This is a genomic window from Rhizobacter sp. LjRoot28 (assembly GCF_964253025.1).
GTDB lineage: Bacteria > Pseudomonadota > Gammaproteobacteria > Burkholderiales > Burkholderiaceae_C > Rhizobacter.
This window is the reverse complement of sequence record NZ_CAXUQC020000001.1, coordinates 3225845-3241318: the sequence shown is the minus strand read 5'-3', so window position 1 is coordinate 3241318 and position 15474 is coordinate 3225845. Positions and strand designations below refer to the sequence as shown.

Here is a 15474-nt window from a genome sequence, read left to right as displayed (position 1 = left end):
GCCATCGAAGCCGCGGTTTTCGGCCACCATCCCTTAATTAGTTTCCCTAATGCACGAATTAAGTTCTGGGCCGGACACTGCCGTCGCCCCTGGATCTCTCACCTGTGAGGACGCCCCGATGAACACCTTCACCCACCCGACCGCCACGCCTGTCGGCACCCGTGCCGTTCGCTCCATCGCCCGCCTCGGGCAGCACTTGCCGGGGCGCCGCGCGCTGCTCGTGGCGGGAGCCAGCCTCGCCTTCGGCCCGCTTGCATCCGCCGCGCCGGCGGTGACGCTCACCGTGGCGTCGTTCCCGAGCTTCGACGAATCGGTGAAGCTCGCCATTCCTCTCTACAAGAAGCTCCACCCGGAGGTCGAGATCAAGCTCGTGAGCCTTGGCTATCCGGACCACCACAACGCGATGACGGCCGCCCTCGCAACCGGGTCCAACCTGCCGGACGTGATGGGGCTGGAGATCAACTACATCGGCAAGTTCGCCGAATCGAAAGGGCTGGAGAACCTGGGCGCCGCGCCTTACAACGCGAAGTCGATGCAGCAGCTGTTCCATCCCTTCGCCTTCCCCCAGGGCATGGACGGCAGCGGGGCGGTGGCGGCGTTGCCGGCCGACATCGGCCCCGGCACGCTCTTCTACCGCAAGGACCTGCTCGACAAGGCGGGCGTGACGCCCGAGCAGCTGACCGGTACGTGGGAGTCCTTCATTTCGGCGAGCAAGACCGTGCGGGAGAAGACCGGCGCCTACACCCTGACCAGCGCAGCCGACCTGTACACCATCTACATCCGCTCCACGGTCCAGCCGGGCGAGGGCCTCTACTTCGACAAGGCGGGGCGCCCGCAGCTCGACTCCCCGCGCTTCCAGAAGGCTTTCGAACTCGCTGCGGCCGCACGCAAGGCCGACATCGACGCCCGCATTGCCCCCTGGAGCACCGAGTGGCGCGAGGCCTTCCGCCGGGGCAGCCTGGCGTCGCAGATGATGGGCGCCTGGCTCGCCGGCCACCTGACGGACTGGCTCAATCCGGAGGCCGCCGGCCAGTGGCGCGCGGCGCCCTTGCCCAACGGCGCGTTCGCGTCCTGGGGTGGCTCGTTCTACGCGATTCCCAAGACCGGCAAGCAGAAGCAGGCGGCGTGGGAATTCGTCAAGTTCATGACCACGAACAAGGAGATCCAGACGCTGTCCTTCCGCAAGATGGGCGCGTACCCGGCCATCGTCGAAGCACAGGACAAGGCCTTCCTCAACGAGCCCATTCCCTACCTTGGCGGCCAGCAGGCCCGCCTGCTGTGGTCCGATGCAGCGGCCCGGATTCCGGCGCTGAAACCCGACCGCTACGACGGCGTGGCCGCAGAGATCACCGCGGCCGCGCTCGACGATGTGCTGGAGCGCAACAAGCCGGTGGCTGCCGCGCTGGCCGATGCCAACGCCCAGTTGAAGCGGCGCGTGCGGCGCTGACGCGGCGGCACCTCGCGCGGCCGCCCGGCGCCGCGCGATGTGCAATGATTCGGAACCCGGCCGAATGGGCTCGGCCGGGCTTATTCCGTGAAGGCGTGCCATGTCCAGTGCCCCGATGACGGGTGACCAGCGTTTCGTCAAGAACCTCAACCGCATGGCGCTGCTGCGGCTGCTGCGCGACGAATCCGGCCTGTCCCGGGCCGACCTGGCCATGCGCAGCGGCCTGACCAAGTCCACCGTCAGCCTGCTCATCAAGGAACTCATCGACGAAGGCTGGCTCGCGGAAGACGATGCGCTCGTCACGGGTGCGCTCGGTCGGCGGCCCACCCCGCTGCGGCTGGACGGTCGGCAGCTGGTGCTGATCGGTGCCGAACTGGACACCGACACGATCCGCGTGGTCGCCACGTCCATCCGGGGTGAAGTCCTCGAGGTGAACCAGGCCGCCCTGCGTTCGAGCGAACCCGATGCGGCCTGCCATCAGCTGGTGCAGATGGTGACCAGCCAATCGGCCAAGGTGAAGGCCGGCGGCGCCCAGTTGCTCGGCATCGGCGTCGGGCTGCCCGGAGCGGTGGACACCGTCTCCGGCGTGCTGCAGCTCGCGCCCAACATCGGCTGGCGCGGCGTGGAAGTGGGCCGCCGATTGCGGGCCGAGCTCGCCGCCGCCGGCCTGGGCGGCCTGCCGGTCTACTACCAGAACGAAGCCGACCTGGCCGCCGTGGGCGAGGCCGAGTTCGGCACCCGGCCGAGCGAGGATCCCCTCGTCTACGTCAGCTGCGGCGTGGGCGTCGGGTCCGGCATCATCCTCAACGATTCGCTCTTCACCGGCGCCACCGGCTCGGCGGGCGAGATCGGCCACACCACCTTGTTCGTCGACGGTCGGCCATGCTCCTGCGGCCGCCTGGGTTGCGCGGAGGCGTACGTCGGGTTGCGTGCCGTGGCCGCCGCCGCCGGCTGTCTCACCGGCGACGGTCGGATCGATCGTCCGGCGCTCAAGACCTTGCTCGGCAAGCGCGCCGCCAAGGCGCGCGACGCCTTCGGCGCGGCAGGTGACATGCTCGGCGTGCTGCTGCAGAACGTCTGGACGACGTTCAACCCCCAGGTCATCGTGCTGGGCGGCGAAGCCGTCGCGCTCGGCGGAGACCAGTTCCTCGACGCGGCCATCAGCCGCCTCGGCCAATTCGCTTCGCAGGCCGGCTTGCCCGGACCCGAAGTGCGCGTCGCCCGCCATGCCGAACTGGCCACGGCCGTCGGCGGCGCCGCCTTCGTGCTGCACTCCCTGCTGCGTCCCTATTCGCAAGCGCCTACCGCGCGGGCGGGCATCCCGCCGGCGTCAACCACGCCGGTTCCGGCCTGAGCGGCGACCCGCCGCTCGGGCCTTTCATCTCCTCGGAGTCTTCATGTCAGACACCCTCGTCCGCTGGGGCGTGATCGGCCCCGGCCGCATCGCGAACCGCTTTGCCGAAAGCCTGTCGGCCGTGCCTGGTGCGCGGCTCGTTGCTGCTGCCAGCCGCGACGCTTCGCGGGCACGTGATTTCGCCAGCCGCCATGGCGCGGAGCGTCACTATGGCGACTACGCCTCCCTGTTCGGCGACGCGGAGGTCGACGCGATCTACGTGGCCACGCCCCACACCCAGCATGCCGACCTCAGCATCCTTGCGTTGCAGGCCGGCAAGGCGGTGCTCTGCGAGAAGCCGCTCACCGTGAATGTCCCCCAGGCGCAGCGCGTCTTCGCCGCCGCGACCGAACACCAGCGCTTCGTGATGGAGGCGTTCTGGACGCGCTTCCTTCCGGTGTACGCCCAGGTGCGCCAATGGCTGGACGAGGAACGCATCGGGCGTGTCACCGACATCGAAACCTACTTCGGCTACGCGCAGACCCGCAACCCGGACGACCGCCTGTTCCGCGCCGACCTGGCCGGTGGGGCGCTGCTCGATGTCGGGGTGTACTGCATTTCCATGTCGCAGCACCTCTTCCCTGGGCCGCTGCGCCTGCTGGAGGCGTCCGCCACCGTGGGCGAAACCGGCGTCGATGAAGACCTGAAGGCGCGCGTGGCCGTGGGCACGCAGGGCGTCGAGCTGCGCATGCACGCCAGCATGACCTCGCGGCTGTACAACTGCTTCACCATCAAGGGCGAGCAGGGTGACATCCTCATCACCGAGCCCTTCTGGGACACGGGCCAGGCCATCCTGCTCCGTCATGGCGAAGCGCCGGTGGCCTCCTTCTCGCCTTACCTCGTGAACGGCTTCGAGTACCAGGTTCAGGAGGTGCAACGCTGCATGGCGCGCGGGGCGCTGGAGAGCACCGTGATGCCGTGGGCCGACTCGCTGGCGGTGCTGGGCTGCATGGATGAGATCCGCGCGCGCGTGGGCGTGCGCTACCCCTTCGAGTAAGGCCGTTCGACAAGGCGCCCGACGACGGGTCGATCGGGCGACCAAACCCGGGCTTCCACGCGATTTCCCTATTTACTTCGACGGTCGAACGAATATACATTCGAACGACTGAAAGGGTGAATCGCATGTACCTGGGCCTCGATCTCGGAACTTCTGAAGTCAAGCTGCTGCTGATGGACGACGCAGGCAAGGTCTGCGCGACCGCTGGCGAGGCCTTGTCGGTGTCGCGCCCGCGCCCCGGCTGGAGCGAGCAGGATCCGGTGGATTGGTGGCACGCGGCGGAACGTGCGGCCGCGCGCCTGCGGGAGCGGGCGCCGGCGGAGTGGGCGAAGGTGAGGGCGATCGGCCTGTCCGGCCAGATGCACGGCGCGGTCCTGCTCGACACCGCCGGCCAGGTGCTTCGTCCCGCCATCCTCTGGAACGACACCCGTTCCGCGGCCGAGTGCGCCACGATGATGGCGACGCTGCCCGGCTTCACCGGCCTGGCCGGCAATCTCGCGATGCCGGGCTTCACCGCACCGAAGCTTGCGTGGTTGAAGCAACACGAGCCCGCCGTGTTCGACCGCATCGGCATCGTGCTGTTGCCGAAGGACTACCTGCGCTTCCGGCTTTGCGGTGTGCGCGCCACCGACATGTCGGACGCCTCGGGCACCTTGTGGCTCGACATCGCGGAGCGCCGCTGGTCAGCGCCCTTGCTGCGGCTCACGGGGCTGGACGAAGCCCAGATGCCGCGCCTGCTGGAAGGCACGGACCCGAGTGGGACCCTGCTGCCCGATGTGGCCTCCGCCTGGGGCCTGCCGCCCGGCGTGGTGGTGGCCGGCGGGGCAGGCGACAACGCCGCGAGCGCCGTCGGCATCGGTGCGACGCAGCCGGGCGAGGGCTTCGTGTCGCTCGGGACCAGCGGCGTCGTGTTCGTCGTCAACGAGCGCTTCCGACCCAACCCGGCTTCCGCGGTGCACGCCTTCTGCCACGCCTTGCCCGGCCGATGGCACCAGATGTCGGTCATGTTGTCGGCCGCCGCCAGCCTCGCCTGGGTCACGCGACTCACCGGCGCGAGCAGCGAGGCCGAGCTCATCGGCCGCATGGTCGAACTGCCCGACGAGCGGCTGCTGGCCGCGCCCCTCTTCCTGCCCTACCTGTCGGGCGAACGCACCCCCCACAACGACGCCCAGGCGCGCGGCGTGCTGTTCGGCCTGTCGCACGACACCGACGCCGCGTCCACCTGCTACAGCGTGCTCGAAGGCGTGGCGTTCGGCATGCTCGATGGACTTGACGCCTTGCGTGCGGCGGGCGCCTCGCCTCGCCGCCTGGCCGTGGTCGGCGGCGGCGCACGGAGCGACTACTGGGTGCAGCTGCACGCCGATCTGTTCGGCACCGAACTCGTCACCCTCGAGGGTGCGGAAGCGGGTGCTGCGCTCGGTGCCGCGCGCCTCGCCTGGCTGGCGGACGGCGCGACGGAGGCCGATGCCTGCCGCCCGCCCGCGCTGCGCCGCATCTTCAGCCCCGACGCGGCCCGGGCCGACCGGCTGCTGGCCCGCCACGACCGATTCAAGCGCCTGTACCCCACGCTGCGCGAGAGCTTTCCGGCACTCGCCTGATCCACCACCCTGTTCCGTCTGCACGGAGATCCGATGACCTACTTCGCCCACATCGAACCGATTCGCCACGCCGGCCCCGACAGCACCGAGCCGCTCGCCTTCCGCTGGTACGACCGCGACCGCATCGTCCTGGGCCGCCGCATGGAGGAGCACCTGCGCTTCGCCGCCTGCTACTGGCACACCTTCTGCTGGAATGGCTTCGACCCGTTCGCCCATGACGGCAGCTTCGAGCGGCCGTGGCAGCGCATTGCCGATCCCATGGAAGCGGCGCGCGCGAAGGCGGCCGCGGCCTTCGACTTCTTCTCGAAGCTCGGGGTGCCTTACTACTGCTTCCACGACCGGGACGTGGCACCCGAGGGCGCCACGCCGCGCGAGAGCGTCGAGAACCTGCGCCGCATGGTCGATGTGCTCGGCGAGCACCAGGTGCGGACCGGCCTCAAGGTGCTCTGGGGAACGGCGAACGTGTTCAGCCACCGCCGCTTCATGAGCGGTGCGGCGACCAACCCCGATCCCGAGATCTTCGCGCTCGCGGCGCTGCAGGTGCGCGAGGCGATGAACGCCACGCAGCGACTGGGGGGTGAGAACTACGTGATCTGGGGCGGCCGGGAAGGCTACGAGACGCTGCTCAACACCGACATGAAGCTCGAGCTCGACAACCTCGGCCGTTTCCTCGCGATGGCGGTCGAGCACAAGCACAAGATCGGGCTGAAGGGGCCGATCCTCATCGAGCCCAAGCCGCGCGAGCCGACGAAGCACCAGTACGACTTCGACGTCGCCACGGTCTACGGCTTCCTCAAGGCCCGCGGCCTGGAGCAGGACGTGAAGGTCAACATCGAGGCCAATCACGCCACGCTGGCCGGCCACAGCTTCGAGCACGAGATCGCCACCGCCGTGGCCCTCGGCATCTTCGGCTCGCTCGACATGAACCGCGGCGACATGCAATGCGGCTGGGACACGGACCAGTTTCCCAACAACGTGTCCGACACGGCGCTCGCGCTGTACCACGTGCTGCTCGGCGGCGGTTTCACCAGCGGCGGACTGAACTTCGATGCCAAGGTTCGGCGCCAGTCGCTCGATCCGGAGGATCTGTTCCATGGTCACATTGGCGGCATGGATGTGTGCGCGCGGGCCCTGCTCGTGGCCGAGCAGATGATCCAGGACGGCGGGCTGGCCCGCGCGGTCCAGGCGCGCTATGCCGGTTGGGAGGGCCCGCTCGGTCAATCGATCCGCAACGGCGCGATCGACCTCGACGGCCTGGCCGACCGCGCGCTCGAGCGCAACACCGACACGCGCCCCGTGTCCGGCCGCCAGGAGGCGCTGGAGAACTGGGTCAATCGTTTCGTCTGACCGCCGGAGCGCCCGCATGACGCCCAACGCCCTGATCAACCCGGTGCTGCCGGGTTTCCATCCCGACCCGTCCATCCTGCGGGTGGGCAGCGACTTCTACCTCGCCACCTCCACCTTCGAGTGGTGGCCCGGCGTGCGCATCCACCATTCGCGCGACCTGCGGCACTGGCGCCACCTCGGCTATGCCTGCACCCGCACGAGCCAGCTCGACTTGCGCGGCAACCCGGACAGCGCGGGCATCTGGGCCCCGTGCCTGAGCTACCACGACGGCGTGTTCTACATGGTCTACACGAACGTGCGCAGCACCATCGGGGCCCACAAGGACACGCACAACTACATCGTTACCGCCCGCTTGCCCGAAGGGCCCTGGTCGGAGCCGGTGCACGTCAACAGCAGCGGCTTCGATCCTTCGCTGTTCCATGACGACGACGGTCGCAGCTGGTTCCTTAACATGCAATGGGACCACCGTCCGGGCCACGACCCGTTCTGCGGCATCCTCCTGCAGGAATGGGACCGGGAGACCCAGCGGCTCAAGGGGCCGGTGCACCGCATCTTCACCGGCACCTCGCTCGGCGTCGTGGAAGGGCCGCACCTCTACAAGCGCGATGGCTGGTATGTGCTGCTCACGGCGGAAGGCGGCACGTTCTACGAGCATGCGGTGACGATCGCGCGGTCGCGGCGGATCGAGGGGCCGTACGAACTGAGCCCGCACCATCCGCTGCTGACCGCCTGGGAGTCCGATCCCGCAGGGCTGCAGCGCGCCGGGCATGGCAGCCTGGTGGATGCCGGCAACGGCGAGTGGTACCTCGCCCACCTGTGCGGGCGTCCGGTGGAATGGCGGCAGGCGCCGCCGGCCGCACCGCCCAGCCGCTACGAGAACCTCCACTGTCCACTCGGGCGGGAGACCGCGCTGCAGCGAGTGACGTGGACGGAGGACGGCTGGCCGCGGCTCGCCCACGGCAGCAACGCGCCCGCGAGCGAACTCGCCGCGCCGGCGCTCCCGCCCGCGCCCTTCGAGGCGGAACCAGAGCGCGACGACTTCAACGGGCCGACGCTGTCGGGGCACTGGAATGCCTTGCGCGTGCCTTTCAGCGAGGACTGGGTGTCACTCGGCGCCCGTCCGGGGCACCTGCGCCTGATTGGTCGCGAGTCACTGATGTCTCTGTTCGACCAGAGCCTCGTCGCTCGCCGGCAGCAGCACTTTCGCTGTGAGGCCGAAACCCTGGTGGACTTCGAGCCCACCAGTTTCCAGCAGACGGCCGGCCTCGTCGCCTACTACAACACCCAGAACCACGCCTACCTGCACGTCACCCATGACGAACGCAACGGCGGACGGGTGCTGCGCCTGATGGTGAACGACCGCGGCATCCCGTCCGAGCCGGCATTGCCCGTGCCGATCGGCGAACGCGGGCCGGTGCGGCTGCGGGTCCGCTTTGACGGCGCCTTGTTCTCGTTCGAGTACGCGCTCGACGCGGGGCCGTGGCGCCACATCGGCCACGCCCTGCAGACCGCGATGCTGTCGGACGAGCACGCCACGCGCTTCGAGGGCAGCGTGGCGCGGAGCTTCGGCTTCACCGGCAACTTCATCGGGCTGGCGTGCCAGGACCTCGGCGGGCAGCGCCTGCACGCCGACTTCGACCACTTCAGCTACCGGCCGTTGCCGGACTGACGCGCCGTCCGAAGACGGTGGCGACGCCGATCGGCAGCGCAACGACCAGGGCGAGCGCGAGTCCAGCGACCGCCGGCATGTTCTCCAATCGGCCGTCGGCCGCCTCGGTGAGGAGGCTGGTGGCCACCACCGCAGCGAGCGCGATGGCGAGGTCTTGCGAGATGCTTTGCAGGGCCATGAAGGCGGCGCGCTCCTGCGGCGCCGGCACGCCGCTCGTGGCGGCGCCCAAGGCCACGTTGCGGCCGGCATTGCCGGCCATGAACGCGACGAAGGCCAGCAACACGCCGGGGATCGCCGCACCGACCGCAACGCCGAGCAGGGGCGCCAGGCCCATGCCGAGGGCCACCGAGGCCACCGCCACGGCCGTGACCGGACCGCGGCGATCGGCGAGCCGACCGAGCGCTTGCAGGGCCACGAGGGCGGCGAGACCGCCGACGAGGTAGAAGGCGCCCAGCTGGGACCGCGGCACGCCGAGATTGAGCACCAGGAAGGCACTGAAGCTTGGAATGACGAGGAAGGCGGAGAAGGCGCACACCGCCTGCAGGGCGCACGCCTGCCGCACGGCCGGCCGCGACAGCAACTGCCGGAAGGAGATGGGAGCGCTCGCGGCGCGTACGGGCAGGGCCGGCATCAGGCGCGCGACTGCTACGGCCAGCACAAGCGCCAGGCCGCCCGTCACCAGGAAGGGCGCCGCCCAGCCGCCGACACGGGCGAGCTCGAGCGATGCCGGGATCCCGGCGACGGCCGCGGCCGAGAAGCCGATCATCACCTTGCCGATGGCCGCGCCCCGCGCCTCGGGCGCGCAGCTGTCGATCACCGCCGCCATGCCCACGGCCACCAGCGGCCCGCCGACGAAGCCGGTGACGGCGCGCGCCACCATGAGGCCGGGCAGCCCATCGGCCCACGCGGTGGCCGCCGTGGCAGCCGCGAAGAGGCCGAGCAGCACCACGAGCGCACTGCGGCGGTCGAAGCGGTCCAGCCACCGGCCGGCGAGCAGCCCCGCGGCCACCGCCGAGACGGTGTACGCCGCCGAGAGCCAGCCCAGGCGGTCGGCGGGAAACCGCAAGGCGCGGGCGAGGTCGGGACCGAGCGGCAAGGGCAGCAGGAAGTCCACGAGGTAGACGAACTGCAGCAAGGCCACCAGCCCGATGATGCGGCCGGCCCCAGCGGCGGCGCCCGCCATCAGAAGCGCAACGCGACCGTGGCGCGGATGTCGCGGCCGGCTTCCGGGAAGCCCGCGACCGTGCCCCAGCGCGGGTGGTAGCCGAAGCTGCCCTGCTCGTAGTAGTGGCGGTCGAAGACGTTCTTGACGGTGAGGGTGAGCGTGAGGTCGTCGCGGCCGAGCGGCAGCCACTGCGCATAGACGTCATGCACGTTGTAGCCCGGCTTGTCCGGTGCGCCTTCGGGCACGTGGGTGAGCTTCTCGATCAGGCGGCCGGTCCAGCCCACGCTCAGGTTGCTGTTCGGGAATTGCTGGTCGAACTGGGCCACCCAGGTGCGCCCCGTCGAATTGCCGAGCAGCAGCGAGTCGCCGTCCGTGAGCGGCGCGCCGTTGAGCTTCGGCTTGGTCTCCGACACGCCCAGGCTCGCGCCCCAGCGCTCGGCCTTGTAGCCGGCACTTGCGCTGTAGCCGTTGGCTTTGACGTCGCCCATGTTGTCGCGCACGGCGTCGTAGCCAATGTAGTTCTTGATGACCTGGCGGTAGACGGTCACGGCGGCCTGCCATGGGCCGCTTTGCCATGCGGCGCCGATCTCGGAGGTGCGGGCCTTCTCGGCCTCGATGCTCGTGTCGTTGGTCTGGAACTGCTTGAGGAACGGCTCGATGATGCCGACGCCGCGCAGCGCATGGGCGTGCCCCACCCGCAGGGTGAGGTTGTCGGTGACGAAGAAGCTGAGGCCCGCGCTCGGCGACACGCCATCGGACTTGAAGACCTGGCCCACCATGTCGGTGTAGCGGTAGTCGTCGTAGCGGGCACCCAGTTCGAGCTGCCACCGGTCCGACAGGGCGATGTCGTCCTGCAGGTAAACGCCGTGAACCTGGGCCTCTTCGTTCGCCTGCTGCGTGCCGGCTGTCAGGGCCGAGCCGACGTCGCGCCGGTGGTCATAGCCGTAGGTCAGCGTGTGGCTGCCGAGCTTGGAGACGTTCGACAGGTTCAGACCTTGCGTCTTGCTGCCGATGTCCTGTCCGGTGGCTGCATCGGGGTCGAGCGCGATGGTGTTCTTGTTGATGTAGGCGGTCGCGTGCAGGGCGAGCAGGGGGTTGTCCGGTGCGTGCTCGAAATTGAAGGTGGCCGACTCCCGTTCGGCGCGCTGGCGCTGGCTCGGGTTGAAGGCGGCAGGGAGGAGGTTGGTCTTGTTGCTGCGCAGGCCTTCGTCATCGCGCTTCTCGTAGGTGAATTCAAGTCGTGAATCCTCGCCGACGCGGGCGCCGCCCTTGAGGAAGGCGTTCGAGCCCTCGCTGCTGCTGTTGGGCACCGGGTTGCCGTTGCCGTCGTCGTAGACGTCGGTCCGCAGTTCGGTGGCGTTCACGAGCACGTCGACCTGGTCATTGAGCCGGCCGAACACCGTGGCGCTGGCCTTCTTGCCGTCGTTCACCGATTGGTAGCTGCCCTTGAGCAGGGCACCGGCCCGCTCGCCGGGCCGCAACAGGTCGAGGGCGCTCTTGGTCTTGAACCGCAGAGCGCCTGCGAGGGCGCCCGGGCCGGCCGTCGCGGCACCAGTGCCGGCTTCGATCTCGACCCGCTTGAGCAATTCGGGTTCGATCATCACCTGGCTCGCGTGGTGGTAGGCCGCCTCCGCCTGGGCGGCGCCATCGATCGTGATGGTCAGCATGCGCTCGCCGAGCCCGCGCACGTAGAGCTTCTGCGCGGCGGGCACGCCACCGCTGGCCGTCACTTCGGGCGTCTGCTTGAAGAGATCCTGCAGGTTCACCGCCTGTTCCACCTCGATGCGCTTGGCGCGCACGACGGTGTTGGTGTCACGGCCGCGCTGCGTGGTCACGACCACCGGGTCCAGTTGCGTGCCGCTCGCCGGCGGTACCTCGTCGGCCGCGACGGCATGGCCGCTTGCCACCAGCAGCGCCAGGGTGAGGGGATGAAGGGCGAGGCCGACGGGCTGGCGGCGGGCGAGGGGCGTGCGGAAGGTCATGGTCAGCGCGGGAGTGGAGAAGCGGGAACGGCCGGAGGCCGGAAGGTGGCAAGGCACGTCATGCAAGCCCTGCATGACGTAATTTGGTTATTGCGAATCGTTCGCATTAAGCTTTACTATAGCGTGAGACATCGCACACCACAACGCCGCCACGCCGCCATGCGGCCCGCGCGCAACGTCCCCCTCCAAGGAGCTCTTCATGAACGATCGCGTCGCCGACCCGTCGCTGCTCGCGCCCACGGCAGGCGAACTGCTGCGTCTGTACCGTCCGGGCGCCGGCGTGTTCGCCTCACCCGAGCGCAGCGTGCTCAGCCAGGGCGTGCATGCCGTGCTGCCCGACGGGCCGGCGGACACGCTCGTCAGCCGTGCCCGCCGACTGCTCGACGACGTGGCGCGCAGCGGCGCCGCCCGGCCGCTTCTCCTCGGCGCGGTGCCATTCCGCACCGATCGGCCCGCGCGGCTCTTCGTGCCGGACGGCGTGGTGTTCGGCCATGGCGTGGAGCGCATGGCGTCGCCGCGTGCGGCGGCTTCGCCGCAAGCCGCCCGGGCCGCGCGCGCACAGCCGTCCCCCGAGGGCTACTGCGAACATGTGCGCCTCGCGCTGGAGCGCATCCGGGCGGGCGAGCTGGACAAGGTCGTGCTCTCCCGCTCGCTCGACGTCGATGCCTGCATCGACCGGCCTGCCCTCATCCGCAAGCTGATGGCCCGCAACCCGTTGGGCTACACGTTCGCCGTCGACCTCGACGATGCACCGGGCGGCCGCACGTTGATGGGCGCAAGCCCCGAGCTGCTGCTCGCGCGCAAGGGCGTGGCGGTTCGTTCCCATCCACTGGCCGGCTCGGTGCCCCGTGCACAGGACCCGGCAGAAGACCAGGCCCGAGGCGAGGCGTTGCTGGCCTCGGCCAAGGACCTGCACGAGCACGCCATCGTGGTCGACGCCGTGGCTCGCCGCCTCGCCCCACGTTGTCGCGCGCTCGACGTGCCGGCGCGGCCGTCGCTGGTCTCCACGCCCACCATGTGGCACTTGGGAACGCGCATCACGGGCGAGCTTCGCGACCCCGCCGAATCGTCCCTCGCACTCGCGCTCGACCTGCATCCGACGCCGGCCGTCTGCGGTCACCCGGCTCGGCACGCCCACGACTTCATCAACCGAACGGAGGGCTTTGACCGGCGCTTCTTTGCGGGCCTGGTGGGCTGGTGCGATGCCGATGGCGACGGGGAGTGGGCCGTCACGATCCGCTGCGCCGAGATCGACGCCACGTCGGCCACGCTCTACGCCGGCGCAGGCATCGTCGAAGGATCCGACCCGGCGCTGGAGCTCCGCGAAACCACGGCGAAGCTGCGCACCATGCTCAACGCGATGAACCTGGAGCTGGCGGCATGACCGGCCGCTACCTGGACGGCTTCACGCCCTGGCCGGACGCCCTCGCCGCGCACTACCGGCGCCAAGGCTACTGGCGAGGCGAAACCCTGGACCGCATGCTGACCGTGGGTGCCGCGGCACACGGTGACCGCGTCGCCCTGGTGTGCGGCGCGCGGCGCTGGACCTACCGCGACCTCGACGATCGCGCGTCACGCCTCGCGGCGGGCCTGTTGAAGCTGGGCATCCGCCCGCGCGACCGCGTGATCGTGCAGCTGCCCAACATCGCCGAGTTCTTCAGCACGGTGTTCGCGCTGTTTCGCATGGGCGCCGTGCCGATCTTCGCCCTGCCTGCGCACCGTCGTGCCGAATTGAGCTACTTCGCCCGGCACGCCGACGCGGTGGCGTGCTTCATCCCGGATCGCGAGGCCGGCTTCGACCATCGCCAGCTGCTGCAATCGGTCCAGGCCGAGGCGCCGACGCTGCGCCACGTCATCGTCGCCGGTGAACCGGGGCCTTTCATCGCCCTCGACACGCTGGACATCGACCCTGTGCCGCTGCCAGCCGTCGATCCAGCCGACGTGGCCTTTCTCCAGCTTTCGGGCGGCAGCACCGGCCTGCCCAAGCTCATTCCCCGCACGCACGACGACTACGGCTACAGCGTGCGCGAGAGCGCTGCCATCTGCGGCCTCGGGCCCGACACCGTGTACCTGTGCGCCCTGCCGGCGGCGCACAACTTTCCGCTCAGCTCGCCCGGCACGCTCGGCGTGTTCCATGCGGGCGGGCAGGTGGTGATGGCGCGCCGGGCTGCCCCTGACGAGGCCTTTCCCCTGATCGCCCAAGAGGGCGTGACCGACACGGCCCTCGTGCCGCCGCTGGCCATGGTTTGGTTGGAGGCCGCGGCTGCCACGCCTCACGATCTTTCCAGCCTGCGAGTGCTTCAGGTGGGTGGCGCCAAGCTGGCGCCGGAAGTGGCAGCCCGCATCGGCACCGAACTCGGCTGCCGCTTGCAGCAGGTCTTCGGCATGGCCGAAGGCCTGGTCAACTACACCCGCGCCGACGACCCGCCGGAGCGGGTGCTGACCACGCAGGGCCGGGCCATCTCGCCGGCCGATGAGGTCCGCGTGGTGGACGACGAGGATCGCGACGTTCCCGCCGGCGAGGTGGGCCACCTGCTGACCCGCGGGCCCTACACCATCCGCGGCTACTACCGCGCGCCCGAACACAACCAGCGCGCCTTCACCGCCGACGGCTTCTACCGCACCGGCGACCTCGTGCGTCGCCTGCCGACCGGTCACCTGGTGGTGGAAGGGCGCGCCAAGGACCAGATCAACCGCGGCGGCGACAAGGTGGCCGCCGAGGAGGTGGAGAACCACTTGCTGGCTCACCCGGCGGTGCACGACGCCGCCCTCGTCGCCATGCCCGACGTCTTCCTCGGCGAGAAGACCTGCGCCTTCGTGGTCCCGCGCGGCGAAGCGCCCCGCAGTCAGGACCTCGCCCGCTTCCTGCGCGAGCGCGGCCTGGCCGCCTTCAAGATTCCCGACCGCATCGAGTTCGTCACCCAGTTCCCGAAGACCGGTGTCGGCAAGGTCAACAAGCGCGCGCTGCGCGAAACCTTCATCACGCCATGACCATCCCCCGCATTGCCTCCTACCCCATGCCGGCCGCCGATTCACTGCCGGCCAATCGCGTCGACTGGCGCCTCGACCCCGCCCGCGCGGTGCTCCTGGTGCACGACATGCAGGAGTACTTCGTCGACTTCTTCGACCGCAGTGCCGCGCCGGTTCCGGAACTGATCGACCACATCGCGCGGCTGCGCGAGGCGTGCCACCGGGTGGGCGTTCCGGTCGTCTACACCGCCCAGCCGGCCGAGCAGTCGGCCGCCGAGCGCGGCCTGCTGCAGGACTGGTGGGGCCCCGGCATCACCCGCCTTCCTGAACAAGCGCCCGTGGTCGCCGCACTGTCGCCTCGGCCGGACGACACCGTGCTGGTGAAGTGGCGCTACAGCGCCTTCGAGCGCAGCGACCTGCGCGAGCGCATGCGTGCCCAGGGCCGGGACCAGCTCATCATCACCGGCGTCTACGCCCACATCGGCTGCATGATGACCGCCGGCGCCGCCTTCATGAACGACATCCAGCCCTTCTTCGTGGGCGATGCCGTGGCCGACTTCTCGCTCGACGAGCACCGGATGGCACTCGACTACGTGGTGGGCCGCTGCGGCGTGGTGACGTCCACCGAATCGGTGCTGCAGGCGCTCCGACCCGCGGCCGCCACGCTGGCGCCGCCTGTGAGCCTGGAGGCCATGCGCGCCGAGGTGGCCGTCCTGCTCGACATGCCCGCGCACGACCTGCGTGTCGACGACAACCTCCTCGACTGCGGGCTCGACTCCATCCGGCTCATGACGCTCGTGGAGCGCTGGCGCCGGGCCGGTACGCCGCTCACATTCGTCGACCTGGCCGAGGAGCCGACGCTCGAGCGCTGGTGGGCGCGCCTCACCGCGACCGAGGCCGCCTGAG

Annotated in this window: 11 protein-coding genes; 9 read left to right on the top strand and 2 right to left on the bottom strand. The window is 69.9% G+C overall.

Annotation, left to right across the window (positions count from 1 at the left end):
• Positions 1–118: 118 nt before the first annotated feature.
• The 6 genes from ACSQ2F_RS14830 (at position 119) to ACSQ2F_RS14805 (ending at position 8451) form a co-directional block, all read left to right on the top strand.
• A complete protein-coding gene (locus ACSQ2F_RS14830; RefSeq protein ID WP_436024104.1) occupies positions 119–1447 on the top strand; it encodes an ABC transporter substrate-binding protein in 1329 nt (442 codons plus the stop codon).
• Positions 1448–1547: 100 nt separating this feature from the next.
• Positions 1548–2801, top strand: a complete 1254-nt coding sequence (locus tag ACSQ2F_RS14825) for an ROK family protein (protein WP_436024102.1) — start codon at positions 1548–1550, stop codon at positions 2799–2801.
• 43 nt (positions 2802–2844) lie between these two features.
• Entirely contained in the window at positions 2845–3837 is a 993-nt protein-coding gene (locus ACSQ2F_RS14820) for a Gfo/Idh/MocA family protein (protein ID WP_436024100.1), read from the top strand.
• 125 nt (positions 3838–3962) lie between these two features.
• A complete protein-coding gene (xylB, locus tag ACSQ2F_RS14815; RefSeq protein ID WP_436024098.1) occupies positions 3963–5435 on the top strand; it encodes a xylulokinase in 1473 nt (490 codons plus the stop codon).
• 33 nt (positions 5436–5468) lie between these two features.
• Positions 5469–6782, top strand: coding sequence for a xylose isomerase (gene xylA, locus ACSQ2F_RS14810; RefSeq protein WP_436024096.1), 1314 nt, complete (start codon positions 5469–5471; stop codon positions 6780–6782).
• A gap of 16 nt (positions 6783–6798) precedes the next feature.
• Positions 6799–8451 carry a glycoside hydrolase family 43 protein gene (locus ACSQ2F_RS14805; protein ID WP_436024094.1) on the top strand — a complete coding sequence of 551 codons (1653 nt, stop codon included), beginning with the start codon at positions 6799–6801 and terminating at the stop codon, positions 8449–8451.
• Here ACSQ2F_RS14805 and ACSQ2F_RS14800 read toward each other — a convergent pair.
• Positions 8426–9634, bottom strand: coding sequence for an MFS transporter (locus ACSQ2F_RS14800; RefSeq protein ID WP_436024092.1), 1209 nt, complete (start codon positions 9632–9634; stop codon positions 8426–8428). The two genes, ACSQ2F_RS14805 and ACSQ2F_RS14800, sit on opposite strands and share 26 nt — an antisense overlap.
• Entirely contained in the window at positions 9634–11673 is a 2040-nt protein-coding gene (locus tag ACSQ2F_RS14795) for a TonB-dependent receptor domain-containing protein (protein WP_436024090.1), read from the bottom strand. Before ACSQ2F_RS14795 ends, ACSQ2F_RS14800 begins: the two co-directional genes overlap by 1 nt.
• Before the next feature lie 124 nt (positions 11674–11797).
• On the opposite strand from ACSQ2F_RS14795, the gene ACSQ2F_RS14790 reads away from it, so the two are divergent.
• Genes ACSQ2F_RS14790 through ACSQ2F_RS14780 form a run of 3 tightly spaced genes read left to right on the top strand, consistent with a single transcriptional unit; the run spans position 11798 to position 15473 of the window.
• Positions 11798–12982: an isochorismate synthase gene (locus tag ACSQ2F_RS14790; RefSeq protein WP_436024088.1), complete on the top strand. Its 1185-nt coding sequence runs from the start codon at positions 11798–11800 to the stop codon at positions 12980–12982.
• The gene (locus ACSQ2F_RS14785) at positions 12979–14589 is read left to right on the top strand and encodes a (2,3-dihydroxybenzoyl)adenylate synthase (protein ID WP_436024086.1); all 1611 of its coding nucleotides are present in this window, start codon (positions 12979–12981) and stop codon (positions 14587–14589) included. Before ACSQ2F_RS14790 ends, ACSQ2F_RS14785 begins: the two co-directional genes overlap by 4 nt.
• The gene (locus ACSQ2F_RS14780) at positions 14586–15473 is read left to right on the top strand and encodes an isochorismatase family protein (protein ID WP_436024084.1); all 888 of its coding nucleotides are present in this window, start codon (positions 14586–14588) and stop codon (positions 15471–15473) included. Before ACSQ2F_RS14785 ends, ACSQ2F_RS14780 begins: the two co-directional genes overlap by 4 nt.
• Position 15474 lies beyond the last annotated feature (1 nt).

What these genes read in the sequence shown, in the direction of transcription:
- ACSQ2F_RS14830 (WP_436024104.1), top strand. Translation starts at nt 119, where the DNA reads ATGAACACCTTCACCCACCCGACCGCCACGCCTGTCGGCACCCGTGCC.
- ACSQ2F_RS14825 (WP_436024102.1), top strand. Translation starts at nt 1,548, where the DNA reads ATGTCCAGTGCCCCGATGACGGGTGACCAGCGTTTCGTCAAGAACCTC.
- ACSQ2F_RS14820 (WP_436024100.1), top strand. Translation starts at nt 2,845, where the DNA reads ATGTCAGACACCCTCGTCCGCTGGGGCGTGATCGGCCCCGGCCGCATC.
- xylB (WP_436024098.1), top strand. Translation starts at nt 3,963, where the DNA reads ATGTACCTGGGCCTCGATCTCGGAACTTCTGAAGTCAAGCTGCTGCTG.
- xylA (WP_436024096.1), top strand. Translation starts at nt 5,469, where the DNA reads ATGACCTACTTCGCCCACATCGAACCGATTCGCCACGCCGGCCCCGAC.
- ACSQ2F_RS14805 (WP_436024094.1), top strand. Translation starts at nt 6,799, where the DNA reads ATGACGCCCAACGCCCTGATCAACCCGGTGCTGCCGGGTTTCCATCCC.
- ACSQ2F_RS14800 (WP_436024092.1), bottom strand. Translation starts at nt 9,634, where the DNA reads ATGGCGGGCGCCGCCGCTGGGGCCGGCCGCATCATCGGGCTGGTGGCC.
- ACSQ2F_RS14795 (WP_436024090.1), bottom strand. Translation starts at nt 11,673, where the DNA reads ATGCAGGGCTTGCATGACGTGCCTTGCCACCTTCCGGCCTCCGGCCGT.
- ACSQ2F_RS14790 (WP_436024088.1), top strand. Translation starts at nt 11,798, where the DNA reads ATGAACGATCGCGTCGCCGACCCGTCGCTGCTCGCGCCCACGGCAGGC.
- ACSQ2F_RS14785 (WP_436024086.1), top strand. Translation starts at nt 12,979, where the DNA reads ATGACCGGCCGCTACCTGGACGGCTTCACGCCCTGGCCGGACGCCCTC.
- ACSQ2F_RS14780 (WP_436024084.1), top strand. Translation starts at nt 14,586, where the DNA reads ATGACCATCCCCCGCATTGCCTCCTACCCCATGCCGGCCGCCGATTCA.